At 41.3% G+C, this 16,023-nt stretch carries 12 protein-coding genes; 10 read left to right on the top strand and 2 right to left on the bottom strand.

Annotated elements, in window-relative coordinates:
* Positions 1–208: 208 nt before the first annotated feature.
* Both QMD66_01905 and QMD66_01900 read right to left on the bottom strand, forming a co-directional pair.
* Complete coding sequence (locus QMD66_01905) at positions 209–3,691, bottom strand: DNA polymerase III subunit alpha (protein ID MDI6821622.1); 3,483 nt, start codon at positions 3,689–3,691, stop codon at positions 209–211.
* An 845-nt stretch (positions 3,692–4,536) separates the two neighbouring features.
* A complete protein-coding gene (locus QMD66_01900; protein MDI6821621.1) occupies positions 4,537–4,773 on the bottom strand; it encodes a type II toxin-antitoxin system prevent-host-death family antitoxin in 237 nt (78 codons plus the stop codon).
* 162 nt (positions 4,774–4,935) lie between these two features.
* On the opposite strand from QMD66_01900, the gene QMD66_01895 reads away from it, so the two are divergent.
* The 10 genes from QMD66_01895 (at position 4,936) to QMD66_01850 (ending at position 15,675) form a co-directional block, all read left to right on the top strand.
* A complete protein-coding gene (locus tag QMD66_01895) occupies positions 4,936–5,733 on the top strand; it encodes a cation:proton antiporter (protein MDI6821620.1) in 798 nt (265 codons plus the stop codon).
* A gap of 11 nt (positions 5,734–5,744) precedes the next feature.
* Positions 5,745–6,101, top strand: a complete 357-nt coding sequence (locus QMD66_01890; GenBank protein MDI6821619.1) for a hypothetical protein — start codon at positions 5,745–5,747, stop codon at positions 6,099–6,101.
* Positions 6,102–6,724: 623 nt separating this feature from the next.
* The gene (locus tag QMD66_01885; protein ID MDI6821618.1) at positions 6,725–8,524 is read left to right on the top strand and encodes an N-6 DNA methylase; all 1,800 of its coding nucleotides are present in this window, start codon (positions 6,725–6,727) and stop codon (positions 8,522–8,524) included.
* Positions 8,521–9,945 carry a restriction endonuclease subunit S gene (locus QMD66_01880; GenBank protein MDI6821617.1) on the top strand — a complete coding sequence of 475 codons (1,425 nt, stop codon included), beginning with the start codon at positions 8,521–8,523 and terminating at the stop codon, positions 9,943–9,945. The genes QMD66_01885 and QMD66_01880 overlap by 4 nt, the downstream gene beginning before the upstream one ends.
* 184 nt (positions 9,946–10,129) lie before the next feature.
* The gene (gene rmuC, locus QMD66_01875; protein MDI6821616.1) at positions 10,130–11,005 is read left to right on the top strand and encodes a DNA recombination protein RmuC; all 876 of its coding nucleotides are present in this window, start codon (positions 10,130–10,132) and stop codon (positions 11,003–11,005) included.
* Positions 11,006–11,203: 198 nt separating this feature from the next.
* Positions 11,204–12,295: a 4Fe-4S dicluster domain-containing protein gene (locus QMD66_01870; GenBank protein MDI6821615.1), complete on the top strand. Its 1,092-nt coding sequence runs from the start codon at positions 11,204–11,206 to the stop codon at positions 12,293–12,295.
* Positions 12,292–13,122, top strand: a complete 831-nt coding sequence (locus QMD66_01865) for an FAD/NAD(P)-binding protein (GenBank protein ID MDI6821614.1) — start codon at positions 12,292–12,294, stop codon at positions 13,120–13,122. The genes QMD66_01870 and QMD66_01865 overlap by 4 nt, the downstream gene beginning before the upstream one ends.
* The gene (locus QMD66_01860; protein MDI6821613.1) at positions 13,122–13,868 is read left to right on the top strand and encodes an NADH:ubiquinone oxidoreductase; all 747 of its coding nucleotides are present in this window, start codon (positions 13,122–13,124) and stop codon (positions 13,866–13,868) included. Before QMD66_01865 ends, QMD66_01860 begins: the two co-directional genes overlap by 1 nt.
* Positions 13,865–15,160, top strand: a complete 1,296-nt coding sequence (locus tag QMD66_01855; protein MDI6821612.1) for a Ni/Fe hydrogenase subunit alpha — start codon at positions 13,865–13,867, stop codon at positions 15,158–15,160. Before QMD66_01860 ends, QMD66_01855 begins: the two co-directional genes overlap by 4 nt.
* Positions 15,157–15,675 carry a hydrogenase maturation protease gene (locus QMD66_01850; GenBank protein MDI6821611.1) on the top strand — a complete coding sequence of 173 codons (519 nt, stop codon included), beginning with the start codon at positions 15,157–15,159 and terminating at the stop codon, positions 15,673–15,675. The genes QMD66_01855 and QMD66_01850 overlap by 4 nt, the downstream gene beginning before the upstream one ends.
* The last annotated feature ends 348 nt before the right edge of the window (positions 15,676–16,023 follow it).

Genomic DNA, 16,023 nt, shown 5'->3' with positions numbered 1-16,023 from the left:
ATTTTACATTTTTAGTTTTGCATTTTACATTTGCTACGGAAGAGAGTATTTATGCAGATAAAACCACTTATCTGGAATTGAAATTTGCCAAACTAAGGAGTTTAATAACCAAAGTATTGCGGGGGCACTCATGTGGGCAAACAAGCCCCCGTGCTACGGGGATTTTAAACTTGCCAAAGAGCCCCCCGCAACTTCCAACTTGGATTAATTATATGTGCTGGTTGCGACCATTGTCAATAAAAACGCTGTCCTCCCCGAGGAGCTCCTTTAGTTCAGCAAATAAGCTACTTTGAGTTTTCACGCGATATTTGACACCCAATCGAAAAGTGGTCGTCTTATTTTCTTCGGTAAGTTGGAGGTATACTGGGGAGGAACCGGGATGGGTCTCTAAAATCTCTTTGATTTGGTCAATGAGCTTCCTATTGAAGCTTTTCAGAGGCAACTTGATACATAAAGGAAAAGGGCTCTTGCTGCTGCGGTTGCTGTTATTATTTAACATCTCAACCTCTTGACCTATGACTTTGATATCTTCCTCTTTGACATCGACTCGCCCTTTGACCTCGATTATCCTATCCTCCTTCAGCAATTCTCTGTGCTTTTGATAAACCGTGGGGAAAAGAACAACCTCAACGGAACCCTCCAGATCCTCTAAGGTCAAAAAGGCCATTATTTCACCTCTCCTGGTGGTAATGCGGCTTATGCGAGTGATGATACCGCCAATGCGAACGGAACCCCCTTCCCCCTGCTCCCGCAGTTCACCAATGGAGGTTGTGGTGCGATTCCGAAGTAATTTTTCTACCCCCAACAAGGGATGATCGCTCACGTACAGACCGAGCATCTCCTTTTCGTGGGCGAGCAATTCTTCCTTGGAAAATTCATCTTCAGCGCGTTGTTCAGAGGTCTCGCGGAACTCGTCTTGATGAAGATCGAAAAAGGTGAATTGTCCTACCTCCCTATCCCTTCGCTTGCGCAATCCTGCCTCCATAGCCCGTTCGTAAATGCTTAAAAGATGTTTTCGAGTATCTCCACAGGAATCGAAGGCTCCACCCTTGATTAAACTCTCCAAGGCTCTTTTATTGATCACGGTCAAATCAACTCTTTCACAGAAATCGTAAATGGATTTGAAGGAGCCTCCCTTCTCCCTTGCCTGGATAATTGAATCGATGACGCTACTGCCCACATTGCGAACTGCCGAAAGTCCAAATCTAATGGCCTGCCCGATCGTACCTCGCTGCGGCAGGCGGGTTTCCCCGATCACCGTAAAACTCTTGAAACTCTCATTCACATCCGGAGGTAAGACCTTTATCCCCAAACGTCGACATTCATTTACGTACTGGGCCACCTTGTCCTTATTTCCCATCACGGATGTGAGAAGAGCGGCCATATATTCCACGGGATAGTTCGCTTTAAGATAAGCAGTTTGATAAGAAATAACTGCATAAGCGGCTGAATGTGCACGATTGAAGCCATAGCCAGCGAAATAGGCCATCAGATCGAAGATTTTCTGTGCCGTTTCGGCATCTATTCCCCTGGACTTTGCTCCTTTAACAAATTTTTCTCTTTGCTCCGCCAGAACATGGGGTTTCTTCTTGCTCATCGCCGCCCGCAAAATATCGGCTTCGGCCATGCTGAATCCGGCCAACTCGGAGGCTATCCTCATAACCTGCTCCTGATAGACGATGATTCCATAAGTATCCTTCAATATGGACTCAAGGGAGGGATGGACGTAAGAAATGGGCTTGCGATCATGCTTTCGGTCGACGAAATCCTGAACCATATTGCTGCCCAAAGGACCAGGGCGATAAAGGGCTAAAATATTTATAATATCTTCAAAGGTCGTGGGTTGTAAATCCTTTAGGAGTGAGCGCATTCCAGTGCTTTCAAGCTGGAATACCCCTATACTTTCGCCTCTTCGAAGCATCTCGAGGGTTTTTGAATCCTCAAGGGAGACATCATCTATGTCCAAATCATTGCCTGTGGTTCTCTTGATTATCTTTACCGCATTATCGATGACCGAAAGGGTGCGAAGCCCCAGAAAATCCATCTTCAAAAGACCGATCCTCTTGATGGCATCCATATGATATTGGGTAATCGTTTCAGGGGTACCTTTTCTTTGCAAGGGAGTGTAGTTGGTGAGCTCATCTCGAGAAATAACGACTCCGGCCGCATGGATGGAATCCTGCCTGGCCAATCCCTCCAATGTCCTGGCGGTGTCTATGATGCGCCTAGTGGTTTCATCACTCTCACATTCTTGGCGTAATTCGGGGACGTTTCGTAAAGCCTCTTCGATGGTGGTGCTGGGACTATCGGGGATGAGTTTGGCAATTTTATCCACTTTCCCGTAGGGAATGCCAAATACTCTCCCAGCATCTCTCGTCGCCGCCCTCGCAGCCATCGTTCCAAAGGTGATGATTTGAGCCACCTTATCCCGACCATATTTCTCGGCTACGTATTCGATGACCTCGTCTCGACGCTCGTAGCAGAAGTCTATATCTATATCGGGCATGCTCACCCTCTCGGGGTTCAAAAATCTTTCAAAGAGCAAACCGTACCTCAAGGGATCGACATTTGTTATCCCTAAAACATAGGCAACGATGCTCCCCGCCGCGCTCCCACGCCCTGGACCCACCTTGATTCCATGTTCTTTAGCGAACTTGACAAAATCCCAGACCACTAGGAAATAGCCGGAAAAACCGGTCCTCTTTATCACCTCCAATTCATGCTTTAATCGTTCCATTATCGATGGTGTTACCTTGGAATATCTTTTCTTGACGCCTTCCAGACAAAGTTTCTCAAGATAGGAATCAAGATCATAGCCCGGTGGGACTTCATAATGGGGCAGGTAAATCTTACCGAGTTCCATGGTTACATTACATCGCTCGGCGATCTCCAAGGAATTTTTGAGGACTTGAGGGAGGTCCGGAAATACCTGCTCCATCTCCTGAGAGGACTTCAGATAGAATTGATTCGACCTAAATCTCAATCTATCTTTTTCCTCAAGGGTTGAACCCGTCTGGATGCAGAGTAGTACATCGTGAGCCGTACTATCCAATTGATTGGTGTAGTGAACATCGTTGGTGGCAACCAGGGGAATCCCGGTTTCAGAAGATATCCTGATGAGATGCTCATTTACGGAACTTTGTTCCTCGAGTCCCTGGTCCTGAATCTCCAGGAAGAAGTTTCCATCGCCGTATATGTCCCTTAAGTTCGAAGCCGCTTGCTTGGCCTGCTCAATCTTCCCGGCTTCAATTAGTTTTACTACCTCACCGGTTAGACAACCACTCAAGGCTATGAGACCGCGGTGATACTTCTCCAGTAACTCCTTGTCCACACGAGGTTTGTAGTAGAAACCCTCAAAAAATCCATGAGTTACTAAGTGCATGAGGTTCCGATAACCCTCATTATCCTCAGCCAGTAATACCAGGTGATAGGGGGAATCTGCCTTCTTTGGAGATTTCTCAAACCTGGTTCGGGGTGCGACGTAAACCTCACAGCCAATGATGGGCTTTATACCATGCTTATTGGCGGCCTCATAGAAATCGATGACCCCATACATGACTCCGTGATCGGTAAGGGCGAGCGCGGGCATTCCCAATTCCTTAGCCCTGAGAACTAAGTCCTCTATCCGGGCAGCTCCATCAAGGAGGGAAAATTCAGAATGGGTGTGAAGATGAACAAAATTCACTGACATAGTTCCACTCCTATGAGGTTAAATGGACTATTAGCGAGTTTGGTTTACACATACATTTAAGGGGGTAAGTGCTTAAGAAAGTGTCGGAGCCTCGCCTATGAAAACTTCTGAACAGATTCACACTTCTGTAGCGAGGCGAGACCGAGCGACCCCGAAGGACTCGTTTCACTCGCCAATGGGGTAAACGGCCTTAACTGCGCCTGCCCCGTAGACGCGACAGCGTTCTTCGGGGTGTTTTCGGAGCACTTCACCCCGACCATGGTGTTAACCCATCTTGTCAATAATACAGGTTAAATTTCAAACCTTTGCAATCATGTATCTTTTAATATATCAGAACACTTGTTCGCTAACAAGATTTTGGGGAGAAAATGAGAATTATTTTCGGACACAAAATGCTAATCCTCAAGAGGAGCGCTATTAGCTGCTTGAGCGCATTAAGTGCTAGAGAGGAAGTTAGCCAAAAGAAGCTGGCACGAAAGGAATAACCTCTAACCCCTTTATGAAACGAAAGTGCTTTGCGTTGGCTGTCGCAAGCTTGCTTTTGAAAACAAGGACAGTTGCTGCAAGAAGAGCGTCCACTGTGGTTAAACCATGGGATAAAGCATATCTCTCCAGCAAAATAATTGCTCGCCTTGAAACTGCCTCATTTGGGTGAAAAACCTCGCTAAAATTTTCTTCAATGAATTTTTTGATGGTTCTCAGCTCAGCCTTGCTAAGTGCACCTTGAATTAATTCCATCAGAGTTAGAGAAGAAACCGTCCTTGACCGAAATGGAAAATTAGCCAAAAAAGCTTTGGCGCTCTCGTCCCCCTGAAAATACCAAATGAGAATGTCTGTATCGAATATTACTTTCCGTATCGAGCTGCTCTCTTTTCTCGGATCCATGTCTCGACGTCTTTTAAATCTTCCCGTCCTAACCAAAGACCAAAGCCAACTGGATTAAAGGTTTTCCTCTTGCCTAAAAGAGGTTTAATTACCCCAACCCGTTTGCCGCGATAGGTTATCGTAACCTCTTCACCGCTTTTAACAGCTTTTATAATAGAAGAAGTCCGTGTTCTGAGCTCTTTTGCCTTTACCTCCATCAAACCCATCTCCTATAATTCTCCCATAGTATATATTTAGAAGTATACACTTGCTCAAATAACTGTCAAGAAATTTTTATTCTAATTCCGAAATTTCTATTCTAAAATTAGACAAGACTTCAACAAAAGGTGAAGTAACGGTGGAGCATATTCTTCGTGTTTATGGTTCTAATCACCATCATTTTGATCGTCTCCAGTGTACTTAATCGGACGAGAATCCCACTGGAAACAGCCTTCATGATTGCGGGGATACTGGTCGGACCCCATGGTTTTAGAATCCTCCCTTTGGGTGAGAGCGTACAAGCCTTAGCCTCAATCGGGCTCATATACATGCTATTTCTGGCCGGATTGGATATCCCAACAGAACGTATCAGAAAAATCGGCTTAAGGGCAGTAACTTTTGGGATATTCACATTCACGATTCCGTTCATCGTAGGATTTTCGATCGGAAGGTACTTTCACTTAGACCTCTTGGGTAGCATCATTCTTGGTTCAATCTTATCCTCTCACACCATCATCACGTATCCCTTATTAAAGGACCGTGGACTGATGAACGAGGAAGTTGTTTCCATAGCTTTCCTGGGAACAGTATTAACAGATACTGCTGCGCTGCTTATATTGGCACTCATAGTAGCAGCAAAAGCTGGGAGGGCGGTAGGCCCTGAATTCATTCAATTGGGGATTTTATTCGTCATTTTTGTGCTGGTTATCTTGGGAGGAGTACCTCGATTAGCTAAGAAGTTCTTTGAACTTGATCGCGCCAAACGTTCGGATTTTCACTTCATCATCTTGATTTTACTAATCACAGCAGTTTTGGCCGAGATAATCAAGATTCATGCCGCAGTTGGAGCCTTTCTAGCCGGAATAGCATTATCCGCAGGTTTAAAGTATCATGCCGATGACCAGCCCTTAGGGAAGTGTACTTCTTTGGACGGGGATTTTTCATACCCATATTTCTAATAGTGGTGGGGATGAATGCAAATTTAACCATCCTGATAAGCAAAGCCCAGTCTCTGGTCACAACATCGTCCATCGTTTTGGGACTAATCCTAGCAAAAATTGCAGCAGGTTTGCTAAGTGGAAGAACTTTTAACTACGGAATCCATCGCTCGCTTGCACTGGGCTTCATGACCTTACCTCAACTGGCGGTCACCTTAACAGCAACCGTCGTGGGGAGAGAAATGGGAATCATTCCGGTGGGCATTTTTAACGCAGTGGTGGTGATGTCGGTAGTTACCTCGTTAAGCTCCCCAATACTGGTAAAATGGATCTTCAATAGAATGATGATTAAAGGAGATATCACTCCCAATCAAAGTGAGTTTGATTAACCTATTTGTCGGAAGCTTGAAAGTGACCAAGATGCTTATCGGACGATTTATCTTCATAGCGGCTTCCTGTGTGATTATTATCGTGGCTGGCGGGGGAATAACCTTCCTCCACCGACCAGTGGAAGTGGCTTACCTGGTTTTGTGGGTAGTATGGTGGCTGGTGACTGCACTGGGGCGGCAAATCGGTACACCGTCGGCCTATGACCGGAGTCAACGCGTGATGGTTATAGCCTTCGGGCTTGTGACCGTGCCCCTCCTTACCTTTATGCCGCCATGGGAATATGCCCATTTTGTCGGACCGATTCCCCGGTGCCATTTCTCTATGGCGCATTCAACACGAAGAAAAAATGCTGGTTACTGAGTTTGGCGAGGAATACCAGACCTACACGAGGAAAACGAAATGGCGGTTGATACCACTGGTTTACTAGATTTAGGAAAGATTAAAAGTCCATTTAGATATAATCTTGAGGGGAAGGTAATAGCAAGAATTATCATTTGAAGCGCATAACCAATATTGGGGAATAACACGAAGTTCGTATATACTAAAGTTTGGGAACATAAAGCGAATTTCGTATATATTAAGTTAGGCGACATATCCCGCAGCCTTAAAAGGAGGTAAGAATATGCCTGAAGAAGTAATACCACCAGGAAAAATAAAGTGTTTCATTACTGGGAAACTAAGAAAAGATACATCCGAGGAAAGAATAAGGCAAGATGTAGTCAGAAGTCTTGTTGAGGAGTATGGCTATAACAAAAGTGATATTGATGTTGAGTTCCCTATAAAAATGGGAAGGGCGAAAAAGCGGGCAGACATTGTTATTTTTTCTGAAGATGGAGAACATACGCAAGAAAATATCTACATAATTGCTGAAGTAAAAACCGAAGATGTTAAGCCATCAGACAGAAAAGAAGGAGTCGGGCAGCTTGGAAGCTATGTTGCGGCATCTCCTAATAGTGCATTTGCCCTCTGGGTAGGTAATGAAAGATTAGCGTTTACGGTTGTAGAGGAGAGGGGAAAACGAGTTTTAACTCGGATCCCAGATGTACCTAAAAGAAGAGAAACTACTATCCCTAAACCTACAAGTGGGCGACTTGTTCCTGCTGTAAACCTAAAACAAGTGTTCAAACGTGTTCATAATTACATATATGTTAATCAAGGTTTTCAGAAAGATAAGGCTTTTGAAGAACTCCAAAAATTGATTTTTATAAAGGTTTATGATGAACAATACGACCCAACATTACAATTCTACATCTTGCCCGGTGAAGACATCTCAAAAGTCAGAAATAGATTAACAAAGGTTTTTCAAAAGGTGCAAGAAAGATACAAATATATTTTTAAAGGGAACGAGACACTTGAACTAAATGACTCGGTGCTTAGTTATATTGTTTCAGAGTTACAGAGATTTAGCTTTGTAGATACTGAGACAGATGTAAAGGGTGAAGCTTACGAGGAAGTAGTAGGTCCTAATTTGAGGGGAGATAGAGGGGAGTTTTTCACTGCAAGAAATGTTTGTAGTATGGCAATAGAAATGCTCTTTTCACTATTTCCTGAGGAGAAATTAACAAGTCCAGGAGCGTTAAAAATCCTTGATCCAGCTGTTGGGACAGGTGGATTTTTAATAGCAGGCGTACAAAAGATAAAACAGATGTTCTTAAAGCGAGGATTTAGATACGACCAATTAAGAGATTTAGTTCGAGATGTGGTAAACACCAACTTTTATGGTATAGAGTTTAACCCGTTCTTGGTAAAAGTCTCTCAAATGAACATGGTTATGCATGGTGATGGTTCTTCAAATATTGTACATGCTAACTCTCTTGAAAAATTATCAAATTGGAATGATGAAGCTAAAAGAAAAGTGCATTTAGAAGAGTTTGATATAGTTGTAACCAATCCGCCGTTTGGAACGAAAGCAGTAATAGACAATCCCGATATATTAAGCCAATTTGAGTTAACCACTTTCAAGGTAGGTTCTCCAAGGACTGCACTTCCACCAGAACAATTATTTATTGAGCGATGTTTAGATTTTCTAAAACCCGGCGGTATTTTGGGTATTGTTCTTCCTGACAGCATCTTGAGTAATCCTGGATTAATATGGATCAGAGAGTGGATTCTAAAAAAGACTTACATAATAGCAAGTGTTGATTTGCCAGTAGAAACTTTTGAGCCACATACGGGGACACAGACAAGCATTCTCATCTTAAAAAAGAAGACATCAGAACAAGAAAAACTAAAAGAGGATTACGATATTTTCATGGCAATACCAGAGAAAGTGGGACATGACCGAAGGGGAAATCCGGTATTCAAGACCACGCCAGAAGGAGAAATAGAATTGGCTGCAAACGGACAACCTGCAATTGATGACCATATTCCCCTGGTGGCTGAGATGTTTAAAGAATGGATTAGAAGGAAGGGAATGGTATGATGGATGCAGTAATCCAAACAGTTGAGGTGCCAAGCCACTGGGTAGCTGAAGGAGAGTTTAGATTAAATGCCTCCTTTTACTCTCAAGATGTGATTGCTGCACGACTAATTTTAGAAAAAGCGTCGCAAAAAACTGAAATTGTAAAACTTTCAGGTTTAGTTGGTGTTGAAAACATTTACATGCCTGCTTTAAAAATAACCATTCCATTTTCAGATTATGGTGAGCCATATTTGACGCAATCCGAGGTAGAATTCTTTTTGCCTAAGGCAAGGAAAAAAGTTGACATAAGAAAGCTAACAGAACCTGACAAATGGCGGGTTAAAAATGGCTATTTGCTCATCTCTCAGTCAGGCACTATTGGAAGAGTAACAATAGCAACAAAATATTTGGAGCAGTTTATCATTTCTCCGAATCCGATAAGAGTAATCACTGATGAAAAAATAAGAGGTTATCTATACGCTTTCTTATCAACTTGGATTGGCTCAGCACTTATTAAATCTCCTAAATTTGGTATTACGGTTGACCACATTTTGCCACATCATCTTTACGATATACCAGTCCCTCGCATCCCTGGATTAGAAGAAGAGATAAACCAAAAAATTTTAAAAGCCCACCGATTAAGGGAAGAAGCCCAGGAACTTCTTTTGAAAGCCGAAGAGATGATATATTCAGAATTGGGCTTGCCTAAAATAGATGAAGATAATGTTGAGTATTTTGAAGGAGATAAGGGGAAAATTGTTAAAAGCTTTGAACTTAAGGCAAGTGATTTAAATTTGCGGTTGGATGCATCGTCTCATATACCGATTTTACAACAAATCGAAGAAAACCTCTCAAAATCAGAATTTGAAGATATGAAATTTAGGGAAGTGATAGATAAAATATTCATCCCAACCCGCTTTAAACGCCCTTATGTTGATGACCCGAGTTCAGGTGTCGCATTCTTACAAGGTTCTCACATTCCACAGATAAAACCCATGGATGTTAAATATCTTTGGAGTGGAACTAGAAATCTCAAAAATATATTGATAAAAAAAGATTGGGTTCTAATGACTCGTTCTGGCACGGTTGGAAGAATAGGAGTTGTAAGAAGTGGTTGGGAAGATTGGGCAGCAAGTGAACATGTGTTGAGGATTATAATAAAACCAGAAATACATTCTGGGTATATTGCAGCCTTCTTAAGTTCTCCTTATGGGGAATATCAAATTAAGGGAAAAATCTATGGAGCTGTGGTAGATGAAATTGGAGAGCGAGATACAAGTCTTTTAGAAGACATAAATATCATAGTACCGCCAAAAGACATACGAGATAAAATCGGCAATTTTGTTTTTGAAGCATACGACAAAAGAGACAAATCCAACCAAATTGAAGATAAAGCAATAAAAATGCTTGAAAGAAGATTAAAAGAAATTGCTGCGGGATAACAATGGTGAGAGAGATGTAGGGGTGGCTGCGGGATACGCTTCGCCACTATCGTGGCTCGCCCTTCGGGTCGCCTAACAGCGGATAAAAGGCTTCGCTACGCTTCGCCCAAATGCCTTTGGCAACTTCTTTTATCCCCAAAAGGTTATACGCCATGCTTAAAATAATAACGTAGGTGATATGATAATGGAAATCTTGCTTATAATTATCGTTGTGCTTCTGTTTGCATTGATATTCTTGATTTTACGAAGTAAAAGAGTTGAGCCGAAGGATATTGAAACTGCTGTATCAAGAAGTTGGATAAAGCTGGGATTAGATGAAAAAATAGGTGCAGTGGAAAGCCATGCTAAGGATATTAGAGACAGTTACAAATCTTTTGAACAGATGCTTCGAGTACCAACAGAAAGGGCATCTTTTGGAGAGCTCTCTCTGGAGACGATACTTTCAGACCAACTTCCAAAAGATATGTATGGTATTAGAGAGAGAACTCTTGATGGAAAGACTCCAGATGCGAACATAAGATCAACGGTGGGGATTATTTGCATAGACTCTAAGTTTCCTTTGGATAATTTTGGAAAGATGTTAAATATAGAAGAAACCAACGAAAGAGAAGAATTCAAAAAACGATTCCTTAGAGATGTCCAAGGTCACCTCAATAAGATTGCCGATGATTACGTTTGTCCAGAAAAGGGATCCGCTGAGTTTGCTTTTGCTTATATTCCTTCTGAAGGAGTTTACTATTTCTTAGTAAATGAAGCATTCGAAATGCTACGAGATTATACAAAAAATGGAGTCCAAGTAGTATCGCCACTGACCCTTTCACATAAAATCGAACTTATAAAGGCGGGTGCTTATGCAAAGAAACTTTCCGAAGATGCAGAAAAAGTGAGGAAAAATCTCGTTAGGCTTTCACAACGATTTGGCGAGATCGATGAAATATGGCGAGTTTTTTATAGGACTCACTTTAAAAATTTGGAAGGTAAAGCAGAAGAATTAGATGAAGCGTATAAAAAACTAAGAGAAGAATTTGATAGAATCTCAAAGATATCGGGGGAAGAATAGTTATGAAGATATGGTATACGGCACGGCGTATAACACAGCATAAAAGGTTCAGACTTTTAGCCTTTACCCAAATTTTCGCTTCGCAAAAACTTCTTTTATCCGCAAAACGTTAGGCGACATGGCGCTATCAATCATTCGACGGCTAAAGAGAGATATGGTAGGGATTCAAAAAAATTAAAATAAAAGGAGTAGATAACAATGCAAGAAGATAAATATGCGGATGCTGCGAAACACGATAAGAATAAGGGAGGATTTGGTATGAAACTCGTTAAGAAAGATGATTTCTTAAACTTTGTTAATACGCTGATAAAGAATGATTCAAGAACTGTTGTAGGAGTGAAATCTAAAAGGAATAAATTTATATATGATACGCTAAATTCAGCTGATGAACTTCGACTTGAGTATGATGTGACAATGCTGTCGCCTAATAAGTATTTTTTGCCGCCAACTGAAACATTATTAAGATATGATTTTACAGGCAAATTTTCGGTGCAAGCGGTAAATGAAGTCACGCCTTTAATTATTATCGGCATACATCCTTATGATCTTATTGCGATTGAACAGATGGACAAAGTGTTTAAAGATTCAAATCCGGACTATAATTACATTAGAAAGCGCGAGGCATCAATCCTTATAGGCACAAATATACAAAATGTTTCGTCATATGCATTTTCAGGCAGTATGGGAGCAGCAACTACAGATCGTGGTTTTGATCTTATGTTAACAAATATCGGTGATAAATATGCTATAGAAATCGGTTCTATAAAAGGAAAAAATCTTATTGAAAAGTATGCAAAAGTCTCAGAAGCGGATAATGATACTACGAGAGAAGTTCAACGTATCAAAACAGAAATAGGATCAAAATTCGAAAAGCAACTCAATTTTTCATCTGAAGAACTGCCTAAACTTTTAGAAGAAAATTATGATAATGAGCTATGGGAGAAAAATGCACAAAAGTGCCTATCTTGTGGGTCTTGCAATTTTGTGTGTCCTACATGTTACTGCTTCGATGTACAGGATATAACAGAACTAAATTTGAAGACTGGCGAAAGGATTCGAACTTGGGATGGATGCTTGCTTGAGGATTTTGCAAAGGTTGCCACCGGAGAAAACTTCAGAAAGGATAGAGCTGCAAGATACAGGCATAGGTTTATGAGAAAAGGAAAATACCTTTATGATAAATTTGGATTTATTGCGTGTATTGGGTGTGGGAGATGTGCATCAAGTTGTCTTCCAGATATTGCAGACCCATGCAAAGTCTTTAACTCGCTAAAGGAGGTGATCGAATGAATAATGACTCAATATATCTACCAAGGGCGGCAACAATAAAAAATATCAATAGATTTACGGAGTTAGAAAATCTCTTTGAAATCACGCTTGATGATGGAAACCCGCTAGGCCATAAACCTGGTCAATTTGTAGAAGTCTCTATTATGGGTATTGGAGAAGCACCGATATCTGTCTCATCGTCACCTACCCAAAGCCAAACATTCGAACTTTGTGTGCGTAGGGTAGGAAATGTTACTAATGCAATGCATAGACTGAAAAAAGGCGACAAAGTAGGTATTAGAGGGCCGTTTGGAATTGGTTTTGATACAGAGTTTTTGAAAGACAAAGATATTTTGTTTATATGTGGTGGGCTTGGAATTGTGCCCTTACGGTCCTTAATTAATTACGTCTTCGAGCATAGAGCGGATTATAGGAAAGTAACGATCTTATACGGTTGTAAGGCACCCCATGAACTCCTTTTTACTAATGAGGTTACAGCCTGGGGCCAACGAAAAGATACTGAACTCCATTTAACAGTTGATGCAGTTCCTGAGGGGGAACATTGGAATTACAATGTAGGAGTTATAACAACGCTTATTCCAAAAGTTGATTTTGACATTAATACAACTTATGCAGTAGTTTGTGGTCCACCAATTATGTACAAATTCGTCATAAAATCACTTAAGGAGAGAGACTTACCAGATGACCATATTATACTTTCGCTTGAACGCAGGATGAAATGTGGTGTTGGTAAGTGTGGGCATTGTCAGATTAATGGTATTTATGTATGTCAGGACGGACCTGTGTTCAATTATACTGAGATTAAAGATTTACAGGAGGCATTATAATGAAACCGAAGGTTGCATTTTTTGATTTCGCATCTTGTGAAGGCTGTCAACTTCAGGTAATAAATCTTGAAGAATCGGTAATTGATTTAATCGACATCGTTGATGTGGTTTCGTTTAGAGAAGCTATGAAAGAACATTCAGATGATTATGATATAGCATTTATCGAAGGCTCTATTGCCAGACCCATAGATGAAGAACGATTGAAAGTAATTCGTAGCCGTGCAAATATCCTCGTACCGCTGGGTGCGTGTGCCTGTATCGGTGGCATAAATGCATTGAGGAATCGTTTTCCAATAAATGAAGTGAAGAAGGTGTATGGTGGTGCAGATCTAAAGAATAACCCATACTTTGATGTATTCCCAACGAAATCAGTTGATGATGTAGTTAAAGTTGATTATTATGTTCCAGGCTGCCCGATAAATAGAGATGAACTTGCAAAAGTTATAACCTCACTCGCTCTAGGAAAAAAGCCCGAAATCCCAAATTATCCTGTATGTGTTGAATGCAAAAAGCGCGAAAATATCTGTGTATTTGAGGAAGGAAAGTTCTGTCTTGGACCTGTGACTCGAGCAGGTTGCGATGCAATCTGCCCAACAAACAGGAACGAGTGTAAAGGTTGCAGGGGGCTGGTGGCAGATCCCAACTTAGATTCCGAACTAGAGATCCTGCAAAAATATGGTCTCACGGTAGAGGATGCGCTAAATCGGTTTGAACTATTTTGCTATAAGGGGGTGATATCCAAATGAGTCAAGAACTGAAAATTCGATTAGAACATATCACGCGGGTAGAGGGGCATGGAAACATTGTTCTGGATGCAAAGAACGGAAAGCTCCTGTCTGTTCAGTGGCAAGTCCCAGAAGCCCCTCGTTTTTTTGAAGCAATGATGGTTGGGAGGGATTATAGTGAGCTTTCTCACATTGCATCTCGAATCTGCGGAATATGTTCAATATCTCACGCATTGGCGTCTCTGAAAGCTACAGAAAATGCGATGGGCGTTAATATTTCAAACCAAACGTTGCTTCTCAGAAAATTAACTAAACATGCCGAGAATATACAAAGTCATATCCTTCATGTTGGATATCTCGTAGCACCGGACCTATTTGGTGTTGGAAGTGTGTTCCCACTTATTGAGATACACAAGGAAGCGGTGGTCAAAATTATTAACATTCATCGTCTTGGAAATGAATTATCGGATTTAATTTGTGGAAGGACAACACATCCTATCTGTTTCATTGTCGGCGGTTTTACAAAGCTACCAGAGGAGAAGGAATTAATAGATTTCAAAGCAAGACTCGTGAATGCAATTGAAACAGCATTGGATGTCGCTGGGTTTGTATCGGCTAATGTTGATAAATTACCCGACTTCAGCCGTGAAACCGAGTATATTGGTTTAATATCAGACGAGGAGTACGCCTTGTACGATGGTATGATAGGCTCTACAGATACAGGAAAACACGAACTCGTGGATTACCTATCGATCACAAACGAATTTGTGGTGCCGCATTCTACTGCAAAACATACAAAGCACGATAGAGATTCGTATATGGTTGGTGCTTTAGCAAGATGTAACCTTAGCAGTTCAAGGTTGACGGCTTTAGCAAAAGAAGTCGCTGAAAGATTTGGTTTGAAGGTACCGTGTTTTAATCCATTCATGAATAATGTCGCACAATTAGTAGAGGTTGTCCATTCTTTGGAAGAGTCTATTTGCATCATTGAAAGGCTGCTTGATAATGGATTAGAAGAAGAAAAAGTGGAAATAGTAGTAAAGGCTGGTCGCGGTATAGGTGTGGTTGAAGCTCCCCGTGGTATACTATTTCACGATTATACCTTCGACGAACATGGTAAATGCATCAATGCCAATTATATTATACCGACTAATCAAAATCACGAAAATATACAAAAAGATATGGAAGCCTTTGCCCCGACTCTTCTGGATCAACCTAGAAATGAAATTGAACATAAATTGGAGATGCTTGTTAGGGCATATGATCCTTGCATATCGTGTTCTACCCATTATTTACAGGTACGATTTGTATGAAAGTAGCTGTAAGTAGCAGCAGTGATTCCCTTTCGAGGTCGAGGTCAAAGAAACCAAAGAGGATAGGTATAATTGGAGTAGGGAATAGCCTCATGGGTGATGATGGTGTAGGTATTGCTGTATTGGCACTACTGAAGAATGAAACCCTGCCTGAAAATGTTTTTATTATTGATATAGGAATGAGTAGTCTGAATTTACTTCATGCTCTAACTGAACTTGATGCTGCAATAATAGTTGATGCTGTAGATTTTGGGGGCTCGCCAGGTGAAAAACGATGTTTTAGTCCAGAAAATATAAAATCTATCAAACGAAGTTCAGGGCAGTCCACTCACGAATACGATTTATTAAATATGATTGAGCTCTCCAATAAATTAGGTGAATGCCCAGAAACGGTCATAATCTTCGCCATTCAACCGGCGAATCTATTTCCCTCTATGGAATTATCTTCGACACTAAAGATGATATTACCTAACCTTGTAAAAGATATTCTTGAAATAATTCGCCACGTCGCCTAACAGAGCGTATTTGGCTACGATGCTTCACACCTTCGCCTAACTCCAGCCTAATGGCTGGACTTCAGATACGCTCAACACGTTAGGCAAAATCTCGCTGGCGCTCCATTTTGCCTATCGTGGCGTCATGCCTATGAGCAATCTTAATATTTGCAAGAGGAATTGAGAGAATATGGATTGTGCCTGAGTTATTGAAAGTCCCATATTCAAGGATTTGGACAGCATACGATAAAGAGGCTGATGTTTTATATATGAACTTCAAAAAGCCAAGCCATGCAGATGATTCCTAGCTCACTAATGATGCCATAATTAAACGCCCTCCTTGTAAAATATCTATTGTGCGACAAAGGG

The organism is Actinomycetota bacterium (genome assembly GCA_030018275.1).
Classification (GTDB): domain Bacteria; phylum Actinomycetota; class Aquicultoria; order Subteraquimicrobiales; family Subteraquimicrobiaceae; genus Subteraquimicrobium.
The sequence above is the reverse complement of the archived record's forward strand: the minus strand, read 5'-3'. Positions and strand labels throughout refer to the sequence as shown.

What these genes read in the sequence shown, in the direction of transcription:
- QMD66_01905 (MDI6821622.1), bottom strand. Translation starts at nt 3,691, where the DNA reads ATGTCAGTGAATTTTGTTCATCTTCACACCCATTCTGAATTTTCCCTC.
- QMD66_01850 (MDI6821611.1), top strand. Translation starts at nt 15,157, where the DNA reads ATGAAAGTAGCTGTAAGTAGCAGCAGTGATTCCCTTTCGAGGTCGAGG.
- QMD66_01885 (MDI6821618.1), top strand. Translation starts at nt 6,725, where the DNA reads ATGCCTGAAGAAGTAATACCACCAGGAAAAATAAAGTGTTTCATTACT.
- QMD66_01900 (MDI6821621.1), bottom strand. Translation starts at nt 4,773, where the DNA reads ATGGAGGTAAAGGCAAAAGAGCTCAGAACACGGACTTCTTCTATTATA.
- QMD66_01870 (MDI6821615.1), top strand. Translation starts at nt 11,204, where the DNA reads ATGCAAGAAGATAAATATGCGGATGCTGCGAAACACGATAAGAATAAG.
- QMD66_01895 (MDI6821620.1), top strand. Translation starts at nt 4,936, where the DNA reads ATGGTTCTAATCACCATCATTTTGATCGTCTCCAGTGTACTTAATCGG.
- QMD66_01855 (MDI6821612.1), top strand. Translation starts at nt 13,865, where the DNA reads ATGAGTCAAGAACTGAAAATTCGATTAGAACATATCACGCGGGTAGAG.
- rmuC (MDI6821616.1), top strand. Translation starts at nt 10,130, where the DNA reads ATGGAAATCTTGCTTATAATTATCGTTGTGCTTCTGTTTGCATTGATA.
- QMD66_01865 (MDI6821614.1), top strand. Translation starts at nt 12,292, where the DNA reads ATGAATAATGACTCAATATATCTACCAAGGGCGGCAACAATAAAAAAT.
- QMD66_01890 (MDI6821619.1), top strand. Translation starts at nt 5,745, where the DNA reads ATGAATGCAAATTTAACCATCCTGATAAGCAAAGCCCAGTCTCTGGTC.
- QMD66_01860 (MDI6821613.1), top strand. Translation starts at nt 13,122, where the DNA reads ATGAAACCGAAGGTTGCATTTTTTGATTTCGCATCTTGTGAAGGCTGT.
- QMD66_01880 (MDI6821617.1), top strand. Translation starts at nt 8,521, where the DNA reads ATGATGGATGCAGTAATCCAAACAGTTGAGGTGCCAAGCCACTGGGTA.